This is a genomic window from Planotetraspora sp. A-T 1434, from assembly GCF_025420585.1.
Classification (GTDB): domain Bacteria; phylum Actinomycetota; class Actinomycetes; order Streptosporangiales; family Streptosporangiaceae; genus JAOEGB01.
On the sequence record NZ_JAOEGB010000029.1, the window covers coordinates 23,108 to 37,610 of the forward strand.

The following is a 14,503-nucleotide window of genomic DNA, read 5'->3' on the forward strand; positions in this document are numbered from 1 at the left end:
ACCCAATCGAGAACTACTATTCGAGTAGTAGACGGGTGGATCGTACTGCCCTGCGGGTTAAAGGAGCGTTAGCCCGAAAGCCGGTTGGAATTCCCCGCAGCTCCACTTACGCCCCTTATAACCCTAGCGGGTTTCCGCGGGCCTCTCCTACAAATGGCTGTGCTGCGCGCCTTGCCGTACGGCGTTGGCGGCGGCGTCGTCCCACTCCCGCTGCGCGGCCAGGTCGGCCTCGACGAACTCCCGGTACCGGCCGATCTCGCGGCTCACCGTCTCGGCGTCCCAGCCGAGGACCGGCGCGACGAGTTCGGCGATCACCGGCGCGGCCGCCAGCCCGTGGTCGCGTTCCTCGATGAAGACGCGGGTGCGGCGGACCATGACGTCCTCCAGGTGCAGCGCGCCTTCGTCCGAGGCCGCGTAGACCGCCTCCGCCTTGAGGTAGCCGTCCGCGCCGGGGATCGGCTCGGCGAGGGCGGGCGTGGCCTCGATGAGCTCCAGCAGGTCCTCGACGCGGGAGCCGTACCGGTGCAGGAGGTGGTCGATCCGCCCCACGGTGAGGCCCGAGCGTTCCGCGAGCCGCCGCCGGTTGTTGCGGAGCGCCGCGAACCCGTCCGCGCCCAGGATCGGCACCCGCTCGGTGACCGACGCGGGCACGGCCTCACCCAGCCCGCTGACGGCGACGTCGACCGCGTCCTTGGCCATCACCCGGTAGGTGGTGTACTTGCCGCCCGCGACGATCACCAGGCCGGGGACCGGCCGGATGACGGCGTGCTCGCGCGACAGCTTGACGGTCTCCTCCCCCGTGTGGCCCAGCAGGGGGCGCAGCCCGACATAGACGCCCTCGATGTCGTCGCGGGTCAGCGGCGTGTTAAGCACCGCGTTGACGTGGTCGAGGATGTAGTCGATGTCCGCGTGGGTCGCGGAGGGCTCGGCCTTGTCTAGATCCCAGGGGGTGTCGGTGGTGCCGACGATCCAGTGCGGCCCCCACGGGATGACGAACAGCACGCTCTTCTCGGTGCGCAGGATCAGGCCGGTGTCGAGCCTGATCCGGTCGCGCGGCACCACGACGTGCACGCCCTTGGACGCCTGGACGGAGACCGAGCCGCCGGACGCCGGTTTGGCCGGCCCCGCCAGCCGCTGGCTCTCGTCGGTCCAGACGCCGGTGGCGTTGATCACCTGCCGGGCCTTCACCTCCATCTCGGCGCCGGTCTCCAGGTCCCGCACGAGGGCCCCGGTCACCCGCTCGCCCTCCCGCAGGAAGTCGATCACGGGTGTCCGGGTCGTGACACAGGCGCCGTACTGCGCGGCCGTACGGGCGACCATCATGGTGAACCGGGCGTCGTCGACCTGCGCGTCGTAGTACTGGATGGACCCGACGAGGGCGTCCTTGCGGAGGCCGGGGGCCTTCTGCAGGGTGCGCCGCAGGCTGAGCTGCCGGTGGCGGGGCAGCTTCCACGAGCCGCCGAGCGTGTCGTACAGCAGGATGCCCGCGCCGACGTAGCCCCGCTCCCAGACCCGGTGGCGCAGCGGGTAGAGGAACGGGACGGGACGGACCAGGTGGGGGGCCAGCCGGTTGACCAGCAGGCCGCGCTCCTTGAGCGCCTCCCGCACCAGCCGGAAGTCGAGCTGCTCCAGGTAGCGCAGCCCGCCGTGTATGAGCTTGCTGGAACGGCTGGAGGTCCCGGCCGCGAGGTCGCGGGCCTCCACCAGCGCGACCGACAGGCCGCGCGAGACCGCGTCCAGCGCCGCCCCGGCCCCGACCACGCCGCCGCCGACGACGAGCACATCGAACTCGCGCTCGGCCAGCTTCCGCAGCGCGGCCGCCCGATATTGCGGTCCCAAGGATGGTCCCAAAGATGCAGACATCTGCTGTGCGCTCCTCAGTTGATGGGTGAGAGGCCGGCTGATGGGTTAGAGGCGGCCGTCACTGGACGTCGACCCAGTCGAGCGTCCGCGACACGGCCTTCTTCCAGCCGGCGTAGCCGCGCTCGCGCTGCTCCTCGGTCCACTGCGGCTCCCAGCGCCGGTCCTCCTGCCAGTTGCGCCTGAGGTCCTCGGTGGACTTCCAGAAGCCGACGGCCAGCCCGGCGGCGTAGGCCGCGCCGAGCGCGGTGGTCTCGGCGACTACCGGCTTGGACACGGGGACGCCGAGGATGTCGGCCTGGAGCTCCATGCAGAGCTCGTTGGCCGTCACGCCGCCGTCCACCCGCAGCACGTCGAGGACGACGCCCGAGTCCTGCTCCATCGCCTCGACGACGTCACGGGTCTGGTAGCAGATCGACTCCAGGGTCGCCCGCGCCAGGTGGGCGTTGGTGTTGAAGCGGGAGAGCCCGACGATCGCGCCGCGGGCGTCGGACCGCCAGTACGGCGCGAACAGCCCGGAGAACGCCGGCACGAAGTAGACACCGCCGTTGTCCTCGACCTGGCGGGCCAGCGCCTCGCTCTGGGAGGCCCCGGAGATGATGCCGAGCTGGTCGCGCAGCCACTGCACCGCCGAGCCGGTGACCGCGATCGAGCCCTCCAGCGCGTACACCGGGGCCTCGTCGCCGAACTGGTAGCAGACCGTGGTGAGCAGGCCGTGCCGCGAGCGGACCAGCTCGGTACCCGTGTTCAGCAGCAGGAAGTTGCCGGTGCCGTAGGTGTTCTTGGCCTCGCCGGGCTCGAAGCAGACCTGCCCGACCGTCGCCGCCTGCTGGTCGCCGAGGTCCCCGGCCAGCGCCACCTCCCCGCCCAGCGGGCCGTTCACCCGCGTCATGCCGTACAGGCCCGGGTTGGAGGACGGCTTGATCTCCGGGAGCATCCGCCGGGGGACGCCGAAGAACGACAGCAGCTCGTCGTCCCAGTCGAGCGTCTCCAGGTTCATCAGCATCGTGCGGCTGGCGTTGGTCGGGTCGGTGACGTGAACGCCGCCGTCGGGGCCTCCGGTGAGGTTCCACAGCAGCCACGTGTCGGTGTTCCCGAAGATGGCGTCGCCGCGCTCGGCCGCCTCCCGGACGCCGTCGACGTTCTCCAGGATCCACTGGATCTTGCCGCCGGAGAAGTAGGTGGCCGGGGGCAGGCCCGCCTTGCGCCGGATGACGTCGCCCTTGCCGTCCCGCTCCAGCGCCGAGGCGATGCGGTCGGTGCGGGTGTCCTGCCAGACGATCGCGTTGTAGTACGGCCGGCCGGTCCGGCGGTCCCAGACGACCGTCGTCTCCCGCTGGTTCGTGATGCCGAGCGCGGCGAGGTCGGGGGCGCCGAGGTTCGCGACCCGCAGGCCGGTCTCGACCACGGCGCGGGTGCGCTCCCAGATCTCGGTGGGGTTGTGCTCGACCCAGCCCGCCTGGGGCAGGATCTGCTCGTGCTCGAGCTGGTGGCGCGCCACCTCGTTGCCGCCGTGATCGAAGATCATGAAGCGGGTGCTCGTGGTGCCCTGGTCGATCGCTCCGACGAAGTCGGCCATTTCGTTGGCTCTGCCTCTCGTGTCGTGGGGTAGGTGGTTCAGGCGGCCTTGCCGGTCGCGGTCTCGAAAGTGGCGGGCGGAGGTGTGCGGCCGGGTTCGGGAGCCTCCTCGCGGGGCAGGAAGTGTCCGATCAGGGCCTGGTAGAGACCGGCGCCGACGACGGCTCCGATCACCGGCGCGACGATCGGCACCCAGAAGTAGAGGTTGCCGTACTGGTCCTTCCACGCGGTCTCGTATCCCGTGAGGAACGAGGCGAGCCGCGGGCCGAAGTCGCGGGCGGGGTTGATCGCGTATCCGGCGTCCGTGCCCCAGGCCATGCCGATGGCCACCACGATCAGCCCCACGATGAACGGCGCGAGGTTGGCCAGCGGGGCCGAGTTGCGCAGGTCGGTGACGGCGAGGATGAGGAACAGCAGGATGGCGGTGCCGATCACCTGGTCGCGGAAGGCGCCCCACTCGCCGACGGGCAGCGCGCCGTTGCCCGGCAGGGTCGAGAAGACCCCCTGCGTCTTGATGGTGAGCCCGGGGTCGACCTTGTTCAGGACCTCGCCGTAGTTCCAGCGCACGATCAGGGCGGCGACGAACGCGCCGGCGGTCTGCGCCAGCGTGTACGGCAGGACCTTGCGCCAGGAGAAACCCTTGAAGACCCCGAGGGCCACGGTGACGGCGGGGTTGAGGTGGGCGCCGCTGATCCGGGAGGCGGTGTAGACGCCCATGACCACGGCGAGCCCCCACGCCCAGGCGATGCTGTCGTGGTCGCCGATCCCGCCGGCGACGACCTGCGCCACCACGCCCGCTCCGAACAGGATCAGGATCAACGTCCCCGCGAACTCGGCCGCCAACTCGCCGGCCAGCCCTCCGGCTCTGAGCCGTTCAGCCATGTCTTCCTCCTAACATCGTGACCGCCGGGGGGCTGCACCGGACGTTAAACGGCGCTGGTAGGAAGCGTCAACGAATGGGTGTCGGCATTGTCGAACACTGGTCAGCTTCCCGCTGGCGTATTAGGCTCCGGAGGCGTGACCCTGACACCGATGATTCACCCACGAACGCGCCGATCTCGGTATAAACCGGTCAAAATCTCCGTAGGTTGTTCATCCGCCTGTCGGCATTGTCGAACGGCATCCGGCGACGGTACGATCCGGCACGTGCCCGGTCCCGTACAGTCCATCGAGCGCGCCGCCGCGATACTGCGTGTGCTGGCGCAGGGATCGGGCCGGCTCGGCCTCAGCGAGATCGCCAACTCCCTCGGGTTGGCCCGGGGCACCGCCCACGGCATTCTGCGCACCCTGCAGATGGTCGGCTTCGTGGAGCAGGACGAGGCGACCGGCAAATATCAGCTCGGCGCTGCCCTGCTGCACCTCGGGACGAGCTACCTCGACGTCAACGAGCTGCGCTCCCGCGCGATCAACTGGGCCGACGCGCTCGCCTCACGCAGCGGCGAGGCCGTACGGATCGGGACGTGCCTCCAGGGTAAGGTCCTTGTGGTCCACCACGTGTTCCGGCCGGACGACAGCCTTCAGACGCTCGACGTCGGGGTGCTGCTGCCCATGCACGCCACGGCCCTCGGCAAGGTGCTGCTCGCCTACGACGCCAACGCGGCCGCCGCCATGCAGAACGGCGAGCTGGAGCAGTTCAGCCGCCGCACGATTCGCACCCCCAAGGAGCTCGCCCGCGCCCTCGCCGGCGTGCGCGAGGTCGGCTGGGCGGCCGAGATCGAGGAGATCACCATAGGCCAGGCGAGCGTGGCCGGGCCCATCCGCGGGTACGGCGGGCTCGTCGTCGGGGCCATCGGGATCTCAGGGGCCGTCGAGCGGATCTGCGACGCCCAGGGCCGGCCGCGGCCCGACTTCGTCACCTACGTGCGCGACGCCGCGCGCGCCGTGTCGCGGGACCTCGGGGCCTCCCGTTGGTGAAAGGGAGGTAGGGCGCCGTGACCGAGCGCTATGTGATGTCCATCGACCAGGGCACGACGTCCACCCGCTGCATCCTGTTCGACCACGGCGGCCGGCTCGTGTCGGTGACGCAGCGCGAGCACCGGCAGCACTTCCCCCGGCCGGGCTGGGTCGAGCACGACGCCACCGAGATCTGGCGCAACCTCGAACGCATCGCCCCCGAGGCGCTCGCCCAGGCCGGGGTCGGCCCCGAGCAGGTGGCCGCCGTGGGCATCGCCAACCAGCGGGAGACCACCGTGCTGTGGGACCGCCGCACCGGCGTTCCCGTGACCCCGTCTATCGTCTGGCAGGACACCCGCACCGACGCCCTGGTGGACGAGCTCTCCCGTCGCCCCGACGCGCACATCGTCGAGGAGCGCTGCGGGCTCCCCCTCGCCACGTACTTCTCCGCGCCCAGCATCCGGTGGCTGCTTGACCACACGCCGGGCCTGCGCGAGCGCGCCGAGCGCGGCGAGGTGCTGTTCGGCACGATGGAGAGCTGGCTCATCTGGAACCTCACCGGCGGCCCCGACGGCGGCGTCCACGTCACGGACGTCACCAATGCCAGCCGTACGCTCCTGATGGACATCCGCGCCCTCGCCTGGGACGACACCCTGCTGGACTTCTTCGGGGTGCCCCGCGCGATGCTCCCCGAGATCCGCCCGTCGGCCGAGACGTACGGCGTGGCGCGGCGGGTCGTGCCGGGGGTGCGGATCGCCGCCGCCCTCGGCGACCAGCAGGCGGCGCTGTTCGGGCAGACCTGCTTCGCCCGCGGCGAGGCCAAGTGCACGTACGGCACCGGCAGCTTCCTCCTGCTGAACACCGGCACCGAGCCGGTCCGCTCGACCCATGGCCTGCTCACGACCGTCGGCTACCAGATCGGCGACCAGCCCGCCGCGTACGCGCTGGAAGGCTCGATCGCGATCACCGGCGCGCTGGTCCAGTGGTTCCGCGACCGGCTCGGCCTCATCGGCACCGCCCCGGAGATCGAGACACTGGCCCGCACCGTCGACGACAACGGCGGCTGCTACATCGTGCCCGCGTTCTCCGGCCTGTTCGCGCCGCACTGGCGCAGCGAGGCGCGCGGCATCATCGTCGGCCTCACGTCCTACATCACCAAGGGCCACCTGGCGCGCGCCGTCCTTGAGGCCACGGGCTGGCAGACCCGCGAGGTCGTCGACGCGATGAACGCCGACTCCGGGCTGGACCTCACGACCCTGAAGGTCGACGGCGGCATGACGGCGAACAACCTGCTCATGCAGTTCATCGCCGACGTCCTCGACGTGCCGGTGGTCCGCCCCATGGTGGCCGAGACCGTCTCCCTCGGCGCCGCCTACGCGGCCGGGCTGGCGGTCGGCTACTGGCCCGACCTGGAGGGCCTGCGCCGCAACTGGCACCGCGCCGCCCAGTGGCTTCCCGCGATGGAACCCGGCCGCCGCGAGGAGGAGTACGACAACTGGCAACGCGCCGTCCAGCGCACCTTCGACTGGATCAAACCCCCCAAGGAGTGACGCCGGAGCGCCCCTCCGCCCGGCTCTCCTGAAGTCGACCATGACGATAGTGCTGTCTCAGGGCCGTTTTCACAGCACTATTGTCATGATCAAATCCATTCCACCGCGCGAGCGTGCTTCAGTTGGTGCCGTATGCGACCCATTCTGCTGGTGATCTACACCTCCAAGCTGGAGGAGTGCAGATCCTTCTACGCGTCCCTCGGGCTGGACCTGACCGCCGAACAGCACGGCGACGGCCCTCGGCACTTCGCCGCCGTCCTGGCCGACGGCGGCGTCCTGGAGCTGTATCCGGCCACTTCAGGACGCGAGACCGGTGCGCTGCGACTCGGTTTCTCCGTCGACCGCGCCGCGTCTCTCCCCTCCGGCGTTCACGTTCTGCGCGACCCGGACGGGCGTGCCGTAGAACTCCATGTCAGCGGTCAGTCGGCGATGTAGCTGATGGAGCGGACGTCGTAGCCGCGGGTCTTGGAGCCGCGGACGTGCATCAGCATCGCGCCGCCGTCGTAGGAGTACGCGCAGCTGTAGCCCTTCGGCTCCGCCGTACAGCCCTGGAAGAAGTACGTCACGCCCTTCGGGTCGTACTTGGTGTGGAACAGCGTCTTGACGGCGGTGCCGGTCGCGACCTCCAGGCCGCGGTTGCGGTCGCCCTGCTGCCACGCCTTGAAGAGGTACTTCGCCGGGGCCGACGGCGTCGTCAGGTGGCGCGACTCGTAGACCTTGGCCACCTTGGACCCGGACACGATCATCAGGATGCCGTTCAGCCCGCCCGGCACATGCACGCTCGTGTGCACGAACCGGCAGGCGTTCCCCGCGCAGCCGCCGAACTCGTCGGGGGCCCGGTAGACGTACGAGAACAGGGTCTTGACCGCGGACGGCGAGGCGACCAGCCCGGCGGCGTCGCGGTCGCCGCTCAGCCACGCCTTGAACAGCTTCTTCGCCACCCCGGCCGGAGCCGCCTGCGCGGACGCGGCGGAGCCCGGGGAGGCGGCGGAGGCGGCGGAGGTTGTTGAGGCAGCGGAGGCCGGGGAGGCCGGGGAGAACGTGAGGAGCAGAGCGGCGGCCGAGGCGGCCGCGGCCGCGCCTCCCAGGAATCGTCGTGACATGTCCAGAAAGGTAGCGGCCTCCGCTTGCACGCAGATTGACCCCGGCTTGCATGGGATCGCTCAGGGACCGGCGTACGGGAGGACCCGGATTCGGATTGAGTCGCCGTAGGGGACCACCAGCGTCCCGCCGCCACGCCACACCCGCGGCCAGCGGGGGCCCTGCGGCCACGCGGCGGGGATGAGGAACAGCCGCCCGCCCGACTCGGTGAGGAGCCGGAGCTTGCGGTACCGGTGGGTGAACCGGCCGCCTTTCCCCGGGGTCAGCCGCGACTCGGTCACGCCCGCGAACTCCGGGCCCAGTGCGAGCGGCTCCGTGGTGTCGAGCACGACCTCGGGGCGGGTCGCGAGTTCGCCCACGAACGTGGCCGCGCGGTCCCTTCCGTACGCGACCGCGTAGCTGGCGCTCGCCCAGAACAGGGCCGCGACGGCGACGGAGACGGCCACCGCCACGGCCGCCCGTTCGGCGAGCCGCCGCCCGCCGTCACGCCGCCAGGTGACCAGCCACCGGCCGTACGCGCCGACCAGGGCGCCGAGGCCCAGGCAGACCGGCGTCGTCCCGGGGAACTCGTCGTAAGCGATGTGGGGGTCCACGACGCCCAGCACGCCGCGCGCCAGCAGCGCCAGGCCGGCCGCGAGCACGGCGGCTCCCCACCAGGTGAGCGCGCGGCCCCGGGCTCCGGCGCGGCTCCGCCGTACGAGCCGGGCGAGCTCCACGTGCGCCCACAGGCCGAGCAGCGTGACGAGGAAGAGCGCGACGAGCGGGAACCACAGCGCCTCGGAGCCGTAGAGCAGGACGGCCTGCGTCGACAGGTCCAGGATGTCCAGGTCGAGGCCGAACTCGGCGAACCGCCGCCGGCTGGCGACGTAGCCGAAGTAGAACAGCAGCCCCACCGCGATGCTCGGGGGCAGGGCGCCGATCCCGAGCACCTCCGCGAACGTCTTCATCCTGCGCTCGAGCGGCGTGAGTTCCCGCTCGGCCGGCCCCGGCTCGGACCGCCCCTCCGGAGGCGTCATGTCGCCACGGCGTCAGTGGGAGCGACTTCGGGGCCGGCGTCCGGCGTCGGCGACTGGACCTCGGGGGAGGGCTGGGGGCACGGACTGTCGCTGACGACCGCGCCCACCGGCGTGCTGGCACAGTAGTAGTACGGCTTCGAGTCCTGCCAGGTAACGGTGATCGGCTCGGCGGACGACGGGTCGGCCGACGCGGGCAGCAGCTCGCAGGCGGGCGTGCTCCGGTCCACGCACTTCTGCTCCAGGGTCACGACCAGCCGGCCGGTGGTGTTCACGTCCCCGTGCCCGTACAGCAGGAACTCGCATTCCGTGCCCGCGTCCGGGTCGAGCGTCGCGCCCTCGCACGGGTCGGCGACCTGCGGGCGGTCCGGGCATCCGGCCGGGCCGCCGAACGAGATGACCTGCGGCTCGTCCTGGACGAACCGGACCCGCACCACCCGCGTCGACCCCGGCGCCGTGCTTCGCACGATCGCGCAGCCGGCCCCCGCGACCTGCCCCTTCGGCGCGCTGAAGTCGCCGTCGAGCGTCGGCCCCGAAGTCAGCGTGAACCGTCCCTGCCGCTTGCCGCCTTGAGAACCGGACCCCCGCCCGCCCGCACCGCCGCTCGCACCGGCTCCGCCGGTTCCCGGCTGTGCCTTCGCGGCCGCCGAGGCGCCGAGATCACCGGAATCACCGGGATCGTCGAGGTCGCCGCACCCCGTCAGGACGAGCGCCGCCGTCGCCAGGACCGCGGCGAGGCATAGACGTGTTAATCCCATGCCACGATCGTCGGCCGGGCGGAGGCCGCGGCCATGAGTACCCCCCTACTCAACTGCTGTGTATCAGGCGTGACATGGCGGGCTCTTGCTGACATGGAAGACTTACGGGGCCAATGGCCGTTCAGCGGGCGCGCGGCGGAGCTTGGGCAGGTGCGGGAGAGCCTGGGCGGGGGCCGGCGCGGCATCGTCGTCTGCGGCGCGGCGGGAACGGGCAGGAGCCGCCTGGCGGCGGAGGCCGTGGCGGGTCTCGCCCATGTCTGGGTCACGGGAACGCGGGGCGGGGCGTCACTCCGCTTCGGCGCGTTCGCCCACCTGCTTCCCGGAGCGGCGGCCGACTCCTTGAGCAGGGCCGTCGAGACGCTCCGATGGGTGCGCGTCCTGGTCGTGGACGACGCCCATCTCCTCGACGACGCCTCCGCCGCGCTCGTGCAGCACCTGGCCGTGCACCGGCGGGCCGGGCTTCTTCTCACCGTCACGACGCCGGGCCGGCTGGATGAGACGGCGGCCTCATGGTGCCCCGACGCGGTGAGCGGGCTCTGGCGGCGTCATGTCCTCCCGCGCCTCACCATCGGCCCGCTTTCGGAGGAACGGACGGCCGAGGTGCTCACTTCGGTGCTCGGCGACCATGTCGAGGCCCTGACCGTACGCCGGCTGCACCGCCTGAGCGGGGGCAACCTCCTGCTGCTGCGCGAGCTGGCCGCCGCCACGCGGGAGGCGGGGACGTTGGAGCGCCTCCACGGGGTGTGGCGCTGGCGAGGTGAGGTGCCCATGACCGGCAGGCTGCGGGAGCTGGTCGCCGCCGCCATCGGCGAGCTCGGCGAGGCGGAGCGGGAGGCGCTCGAACTGGTCGCCTTCGGGGAGCCGCTGCCCGCCGCGGCGGCCCCGGTCCCGGTCGCCGCGCTCGAACGGCTGGAGGCGCGCGGGCTCATCGTCAGCGACGACGACCTGCTCGTACGGCTCGCCCATCCCCTGTTCGGCCCGGCCGTGCGGGCCGGTGTCGGGCGGTTGCGCGCCCAGAGGCTGAGCCGTACGGCACGGGCCGCCCAGCACGCCGCGGTGGCGGCACAGTGCCCCGAACCGGCCGCCCGGCCCGCGGAGCCGGTGACACAGGCGGCGGCCCGAACCACGGAGCCGGCGGCCCGAACCACGGAGCTGACGAAACAGTGCGCCGAGCTGGCCGCGCGCGGCTACGCGGGTGACCTCGCCAGGATCGCGCCGGGCGCCGGCGAGCGGCTGGTGGAGGACGACACGGGCTGGGACGAGGCCGGGATGGCCGAGTTCTGCGCGCGCCGGGCGTGGATCGCCCGCCTGCGCGGCGAGGTCCGCGAGGCGGTGAGCTGGAGCGGCGAGGGGCTGCGGCGCGACCCCGGGAACGTTCCATGCCTGGGCGAGCTGGCCCGGGCCGCCGCCTGCGCCGGTGACCTGCTGACCGCCGAGGAGGCCCTCGACCGGTGTCCGGACGACGCGTCGGCGCGGGCCTGGGTCCTGGCCGCCAGGGGTGACCTCGACGGCGCGCTGCGGTCCGCCCTCGCCGCGGCCGAAGGCGGCGACCTGTTCGCATTGCATGACGTCGCCCGGCTCGGCGCGCCCGGAATGGTCGCCGCCCGGCTGGACCGCCTCGCCGAGACGATGTCCGGCGATCTCGCTCCCCTGCTGGCCGAGCACGCCGCCGCGCTGGTGGCGGGCGACGCGGCGGCGCTCGACAAGGTGGCCCGCAAGCTGGCGGAGCTGGGCCTGCTGCTGCACGCGGCGGAGGCGGCCGGACACGCGGCGAAGGCCCATCGTGCCCATCGCGAGGGCCGCGCCGCGGACGCCTCGCTGGCCCACGCCGCCATGCTGGCCCACGTGTGCCAGGGAGCCCGCACCCCGACGCTGGTCGACCTGGCGACGCCCCGCCTCACCCCACGTCAGCGGCAGATCGCGGGCCTCGCCGCCGCGGGCCTGACCAACCGGGAGATCGCGGAGCGGCTCGGGCTGTCCATCCGGACGGTGGCCAACCAGCTGTGCCGGATGTACGAGCATCTCGGCAGCAGCGACCGGACCGCGCTCGGCCGGCTGATCAGCCTGACCTACGCGGCGCCGATGGCGGTGAGGGACCACCCCGTCGCCTGGTGAAGCGCATCGCCAGGGGCCTCCCGCCGGGCGTCCCGCAGGGCCTCCGCCATGGACGACCCCGCGCGCAACCGGTCGTGCAGGGCCAGCATGAGCGGGATCACGGCTTCGTCGTTCACGGGGACGAGGCTCGCCACGATCCCGGCCGTGCCGAGAGGGAGCAGCGCCGTCGCCAGGCCGAGCAGCTCGTCGGCCCCCACCGGCTCCAGCCTGCCCGAGTCGCAGCTCGGCAGGATGATCCGGTACGGCGCGCGGCCCAACTGCTCGAACTCGTACACGGTCAGCGGCCCGTCGTCCATGCGCAGCGAGGAGAACATCGGGCTGTCGGCACGGAAGGTCCCATGGGCTGCCACGTGGGCGAGCCTGCTGCCGTCGATCGCCTTGAGAACGGCGGAGGCCGTCGCGTCGCCGTTCTCCAGGACGGCCGCGTCGCCGTACAGCGCGGCGAGCAGCGGGACCTCTCCGCCCCCGCTCTCCAGGCCGGGGCCCCTGGCGAGCACGACTCCGGGGCCGGCCACCGCCGGCGGGGTGAGGTCGGCGGCGCGCAGCCAGGCGCTGGCCGACGGCGAGACGCTGACCACGCGGTCGCGCAGCGCGGGGAGCACCGCCCACGGCACGCCGTGCAGCCGCCCCGGCGGCACCACGACGACGGGCCCCTCACCAAGGTGCCGTACGGCGGGGCCGAGCAGGATCTCCTGGAGGCGGCGGCCGCCCTCCTCGATCAGCGGCAGCCGCCCGGCGGCCCCGTCGTAGGCGAGCCGGCGCAGCCCCGCGCGGACGTGCTCGATCTCGGCCGCGGCGTCGGCGGCCCGGCCGGCCCTGAACCGGCGGACCCGTCCCTCTCCGCAGAGCAGGACGTGCAGGTCGCCGTCCACGCTGACTATCTCGGCCAGCACGCCGCCCCCGAGCCGGCCCAGCAGCGCGCGGACGTCGAAACGGTGGCCGCCGGAGGTGGTCTCGGCCCGGATCCTCAGGGTCCGGGCGCGGATCTCCCGCTCCAGCCGCCGCCGTTCGCGGTCGAGCGCCGGGACGGGGGCGCCCGAGGATCGCGCCTCGTCGGCCCTGACCGTGATCTCGCGGAAGGCCGTCACGTCCCGCAACAGGTCGCGGTCGTCGGGAGAACGGGTGCGCGGCACGGCGAGGGCCGTCGCCCGCCAGCGCTCGCTCCACACGAGGAACTGGCGGGGGCTCCCCGACCGGAGGCTGACCCGCTGCGCCAGCGTGGCCAGCTCGGCGCCCTGCGCGGTGGCGCGGGCCCGCAGCTCGGACGCGCCCAGCGTCAGCCGGTGCTCGTCGAGCACGTCCAACCCGCGCCGGCAGGCGTCGAGCACGCCCCTCGGCCGCCCGCCCGCCTCGGCCCGCAGAGCCTGGGCGAGCCACCCGTCCGCCCTGGCGAACGCGGGCCCCCTGAACCGCCCGCGCGCCGCCGTGGCCAGGTAGGGCGCCGCGTCGGCCGGCCGGTTCAGCGCGAGAGCCGTACGGCCGGCGAGGAGGCACGCCTGAACGGCGTCCGGCGAGCGCAGCTCCGAGAGCCGCCCGGCCACCGCGGCGGCGTCGCGGACCAGCCGCGCGGAGATCCGCCCGGAGGCGAACCTGGCCTGGCAGAGCACCAGCCGGGCGTGCGTCTCCCACCATTCGCGGTTCTGGCCCGCGAAGAGCCGGATCGCCGCCTGTCCGCGCGCGACCGCGGTGTCCGGGTCGCCCGCGGCGATGGCGGCCCGGGCGGCCGTGAGCAGGAGTTGCGCCTTCCTCGTCGGCTGACCGCCGGTCCGGTCGAGGCCGCCGATCGCGGCGTCGGCCGCCTCCAGAGCCTCCCGGGGCAGCCCCGCCGCCATGAGGACGGCGCAGCGTTCCATCTCCATGACGTACATCGGCGTGCCGAGCGCCTGGTAACGCCTGGCGGCCTCGTCGAAGTGGCCGAGCGCCGCGGGCAGGTCTCCGGAGCGGAAGGCCGCGCGGCCGCGGTTCTCCACGGCGACGACCTTGTCGTGCTCCTGGCCGGTCGTCGCCCACAGCCGCTCGGCGGCGAGGAAGTCGAGGTTGGCCCGCTCGACGGAGCCGAGCGCCAGCAGCAGCGTGGCCCGCAGCGTGATCGCCCGGGCGGTCCAGATGGTGTCCTCCGCCCGCCGCAGGTCGGGAATCGCCCGGCGCAGGTCGTCGAGGGCTTCGGTGTGCCGGCCGAGGATCCACAGCGCTCCGGCCCGCCGGAACAGCACCTTGGCCGCCGCCACGCCGTCCGACTGGGAGAGGGCCTGGGAGAGGGAGCGGTCGAGCGCGGCGAGGCCCGGCCGGGTTCGCCCGCCGTGGATGAGGGCGATGCCGAGGGTCGCGAGGACGTCGGCCTCTCTGGCGGCGGAACCGGCCGCGCGGGCGAGGGACCTGGCCCGCCGCAGGTGCGCGACGGCCGCGGTCAGGTCGCCGAAGTCGCGCTCGATGAGGCCGAGCACGTGATGCGCGACGGACGCGTCATGGGGCGTGGGCCTGCCGGCGAGCAGCGCGCGTGCGCCCGCCAGCGCCTCCTTGGGCTGCGAGAAGACCAGGGGCAGCAAATCGAGTGGATCTTGGGTGTCCCCGGCCACGGATCGATGTTAGACGCGGGCTCGCCGGAGCGTCCACACTGCGGTGTATCAGGGCGCCA

General features: G+C 72.9%; 11 protein-coding genes. 4 read left to right on the forward strand and 7 right to left on the reverse strand.

Annotated elements, in window-relative coordinates:
- Positions 1-147 precede the first annotated feature (147 nt).
- Genes N5079_RS29635 through N5079_RS29645 form a run of 3 tightly spaced genes read right to left on the reverse strand, consistent with a single transcriptional unit; the run spans position 148 to position 4,320 of the window.
- Positions 148-1,863, reverse strand: a complete 1,716-nt coding sequence (locus N5079_RS29635) for a glycerol-3-phosphate dehydrogenase/oxidase (RefSeq protein ID WP_261587453.1) — start codon at positions 1,861-1,863, stop codon at positions 148-150.
- Positions 1,864-1,921: 58 nt separating this feature from the next.
- Entirely contained in the window at positions 1,922-3,439 is a 1,518-nt protein-coding gene (glpK, locus tag N5079_RS29640) for a glycerol kinase GlpK (protein ID WP_261587454.1), read from the reverse strand.
- A gap of 38 nt (positions 3,440-3,477) precedes the next feature.
- Positions 3,478-4,320, reverse strand: coding sequence for an MIP/aquaporin family protein (locus N5079_RS29645; RefSeq protein ID WP_261587455.1), 843 nt, complete (start codon positions 4,318-4,320; stop codon positions 3,478-3,480).
- A gap of 264 nt (positions 4,321-4,584) precedes the next feature.
- On the opposite strand from N5079_RS29645, the gene N5079_RS29650 reads away from it, so the two are divergent.
- From N5079_RS29650 to N5079_RS29660, 3 genes are all read left to right on the forward strand, one after another.
- Positions 4,585-5,352, forward strand: a complete 768-nt coding sequence (locus N5079_RS29650) for an IclR family transcriptional regulator (protein WP_261587456.1) — start codon at positions 4,585-4,587, stop codon at positions 5,350-5,352.
- Positions 5,353-5,369: 17 nt separating this feature from the next.
- The gene (gene glpK, locus N5079_RS29655) at positions 5,370-6,881 is read left to right on the forward strand and encodes a glycerol kinase GlpK (protein WP_261587457.1); all 1,512 of its coding nucleotides are present in this window, start codon (positions 5,370-5,372) and stop codon (positions 6,879-6,881) included.
- 132 nt (positions 6,882-7,013) lie between these two features.
- Complete coding sequence (locus N5079_RS29660) at positions 7,014-7,316, forward strand: VOC family protein (protein ID WP_261587458.1); 303 nt, start codon at positions 7,014-7,016, stop codon at positions 7,314-7,316.
- Here N5079_RS29660 and N5079_RS29665 read toward each other — a convergent pair.
- From N5079_RS29665 to N5079_RS29675, 3 genes are read right to left on the reverse strand one after another with little or no spacing between them, the layout of a single operon-like run.
- The gene (locus tag N5079_RS29665) at positions 7,301-7,984 is read right to left on the reverse strand and encodes a hypothetical protein (RefSeq protein ID WP_261587459.1); all 684 of its coding nucleotides are present in this window, start codon (positions 7,982-7,984) and stop codon (positions 7,301-7,303) included. The genes N5079_RS29660 and N5079_RS29665 overlap by 16 nt on opposite strands.
- Before the next feature lie 60 nt (positions 7,985-8,044).
- Positions 8,045-8,998 (reverse strand): hypothetical protein, encoded by a 954-nt coding sequence (locus N5079_RS29670; RefSeq protein ID WP_261587460.1) that lies wholly within the window; start codon positions 8,996-8,998, stop codon positions 8,045-8,047.
- On the reverse strand, positions 8,995-9,753 hold the full coding sequence (locus N5079_RS29675; protein WP_261587461.1) for a hypothetical protein: 759 nt from the start codon (positions 9,751-9,753) through the stop codon (positions 8,995-8,997). Before N5079_RS29675 ends, N5079_RS29670 begins: the two co-directional genes overlap by 4 nt.
- Before the next feature lie 93 nt (positions 9,754-9,846).
- Between N5079_RS29675 and N5079_RS29680 the strand changes: the two genes are divergently transcribed.
- Entirely contained in the window at positions 9,847-11,868 is a 2,022-nt protein-coding gene (locus tag N5079_RS29680) for a helix-turn-helix domain-containing protein (RefSeq protein WP_261587462.1), read from the forward strand.
- Here N5079_RS29680 and N5079_RS29685 read toward each other — a convergent pair.
- Complete coding sequence (locus tag N5079_RS29685; protein ID WP_261587463.1) at positions 11,823-14,444, reverse strand: CHAT domain-containing protein; 2,622 nt, start codon at positions 14,442-14,444, stop codon at positions 11,823-11,825. The two genes, N5079_RS29680 and N5079_RS29685, sit on opposite strands and share 46 nt — an antisense overlap.
- Positions 14,445-14,503: the final 59 nt, after the last annotated feature.

What these genes read in the sequence shown, in the direction of transcription:
- N5079_RS29635 (WP_261587453.1), bottom strand. Translation starts at nt 1,863, where the DNA reads ATGTCTGCATCTTTGGGACCATCCTTGGGACCGCAATATCGGGCGGCC.
- glpK (WP_261587454.1), bottom strand. Translation starts at nt 3,439, where the DNA reads ATGGCCGACTTCGTCGGAGCGATCGACCAGGGCACCACGAGCACCCGC.
- N5079_RS29645 (WP_261587455.1), bottom strand. Translation starts at nt 4,320, where the DNA reads ATGGCTGAACGGCTCAGAGCCGGAGGGCTGGCCGGCGAGTTGGCGGCC.
- N5079_RS29660 (WP_261587458.1), top strand. Translation starts at nt 7,014, where the DNA reads ATGCGACCCATTCTGCTGGTGATCTACACCTCCAAGCTGGAGGAGTGC.
- N5079_RS29665 (WP_261587459.1), bottom strand. Translation starts at nt 7,984, where the DNA reads ATGTCACGACGATTCCTGGGAGGCGCGGCCGCGGCCGCCTCGGCCGCC.
- N5079_RS29670 (WP_261587460.1), bottom strand. Translation starts at nt 8,998, where the DNA reads ATGACGCCTCCGGAGGGGCGGTCCGAGCCGGGGCCGGCCGAGCGGGAA.
- N5079_RS29675 (WP_261587461.1), bottom strand. Translation starts at nt 9,753, where the DNA reads ATGGGATTAACACGTCTATGCCTCGCCGCGGTCCTGGCGACGGCGGCG.
- N5079_RS29680 (WP_261587462.1), top strand. Translation starts at nt 9,847, where the DNA reads ATGGAAGACTTACGGGGCCAATGGCCGTTCAGCGGGCGCGCGGCGGAG.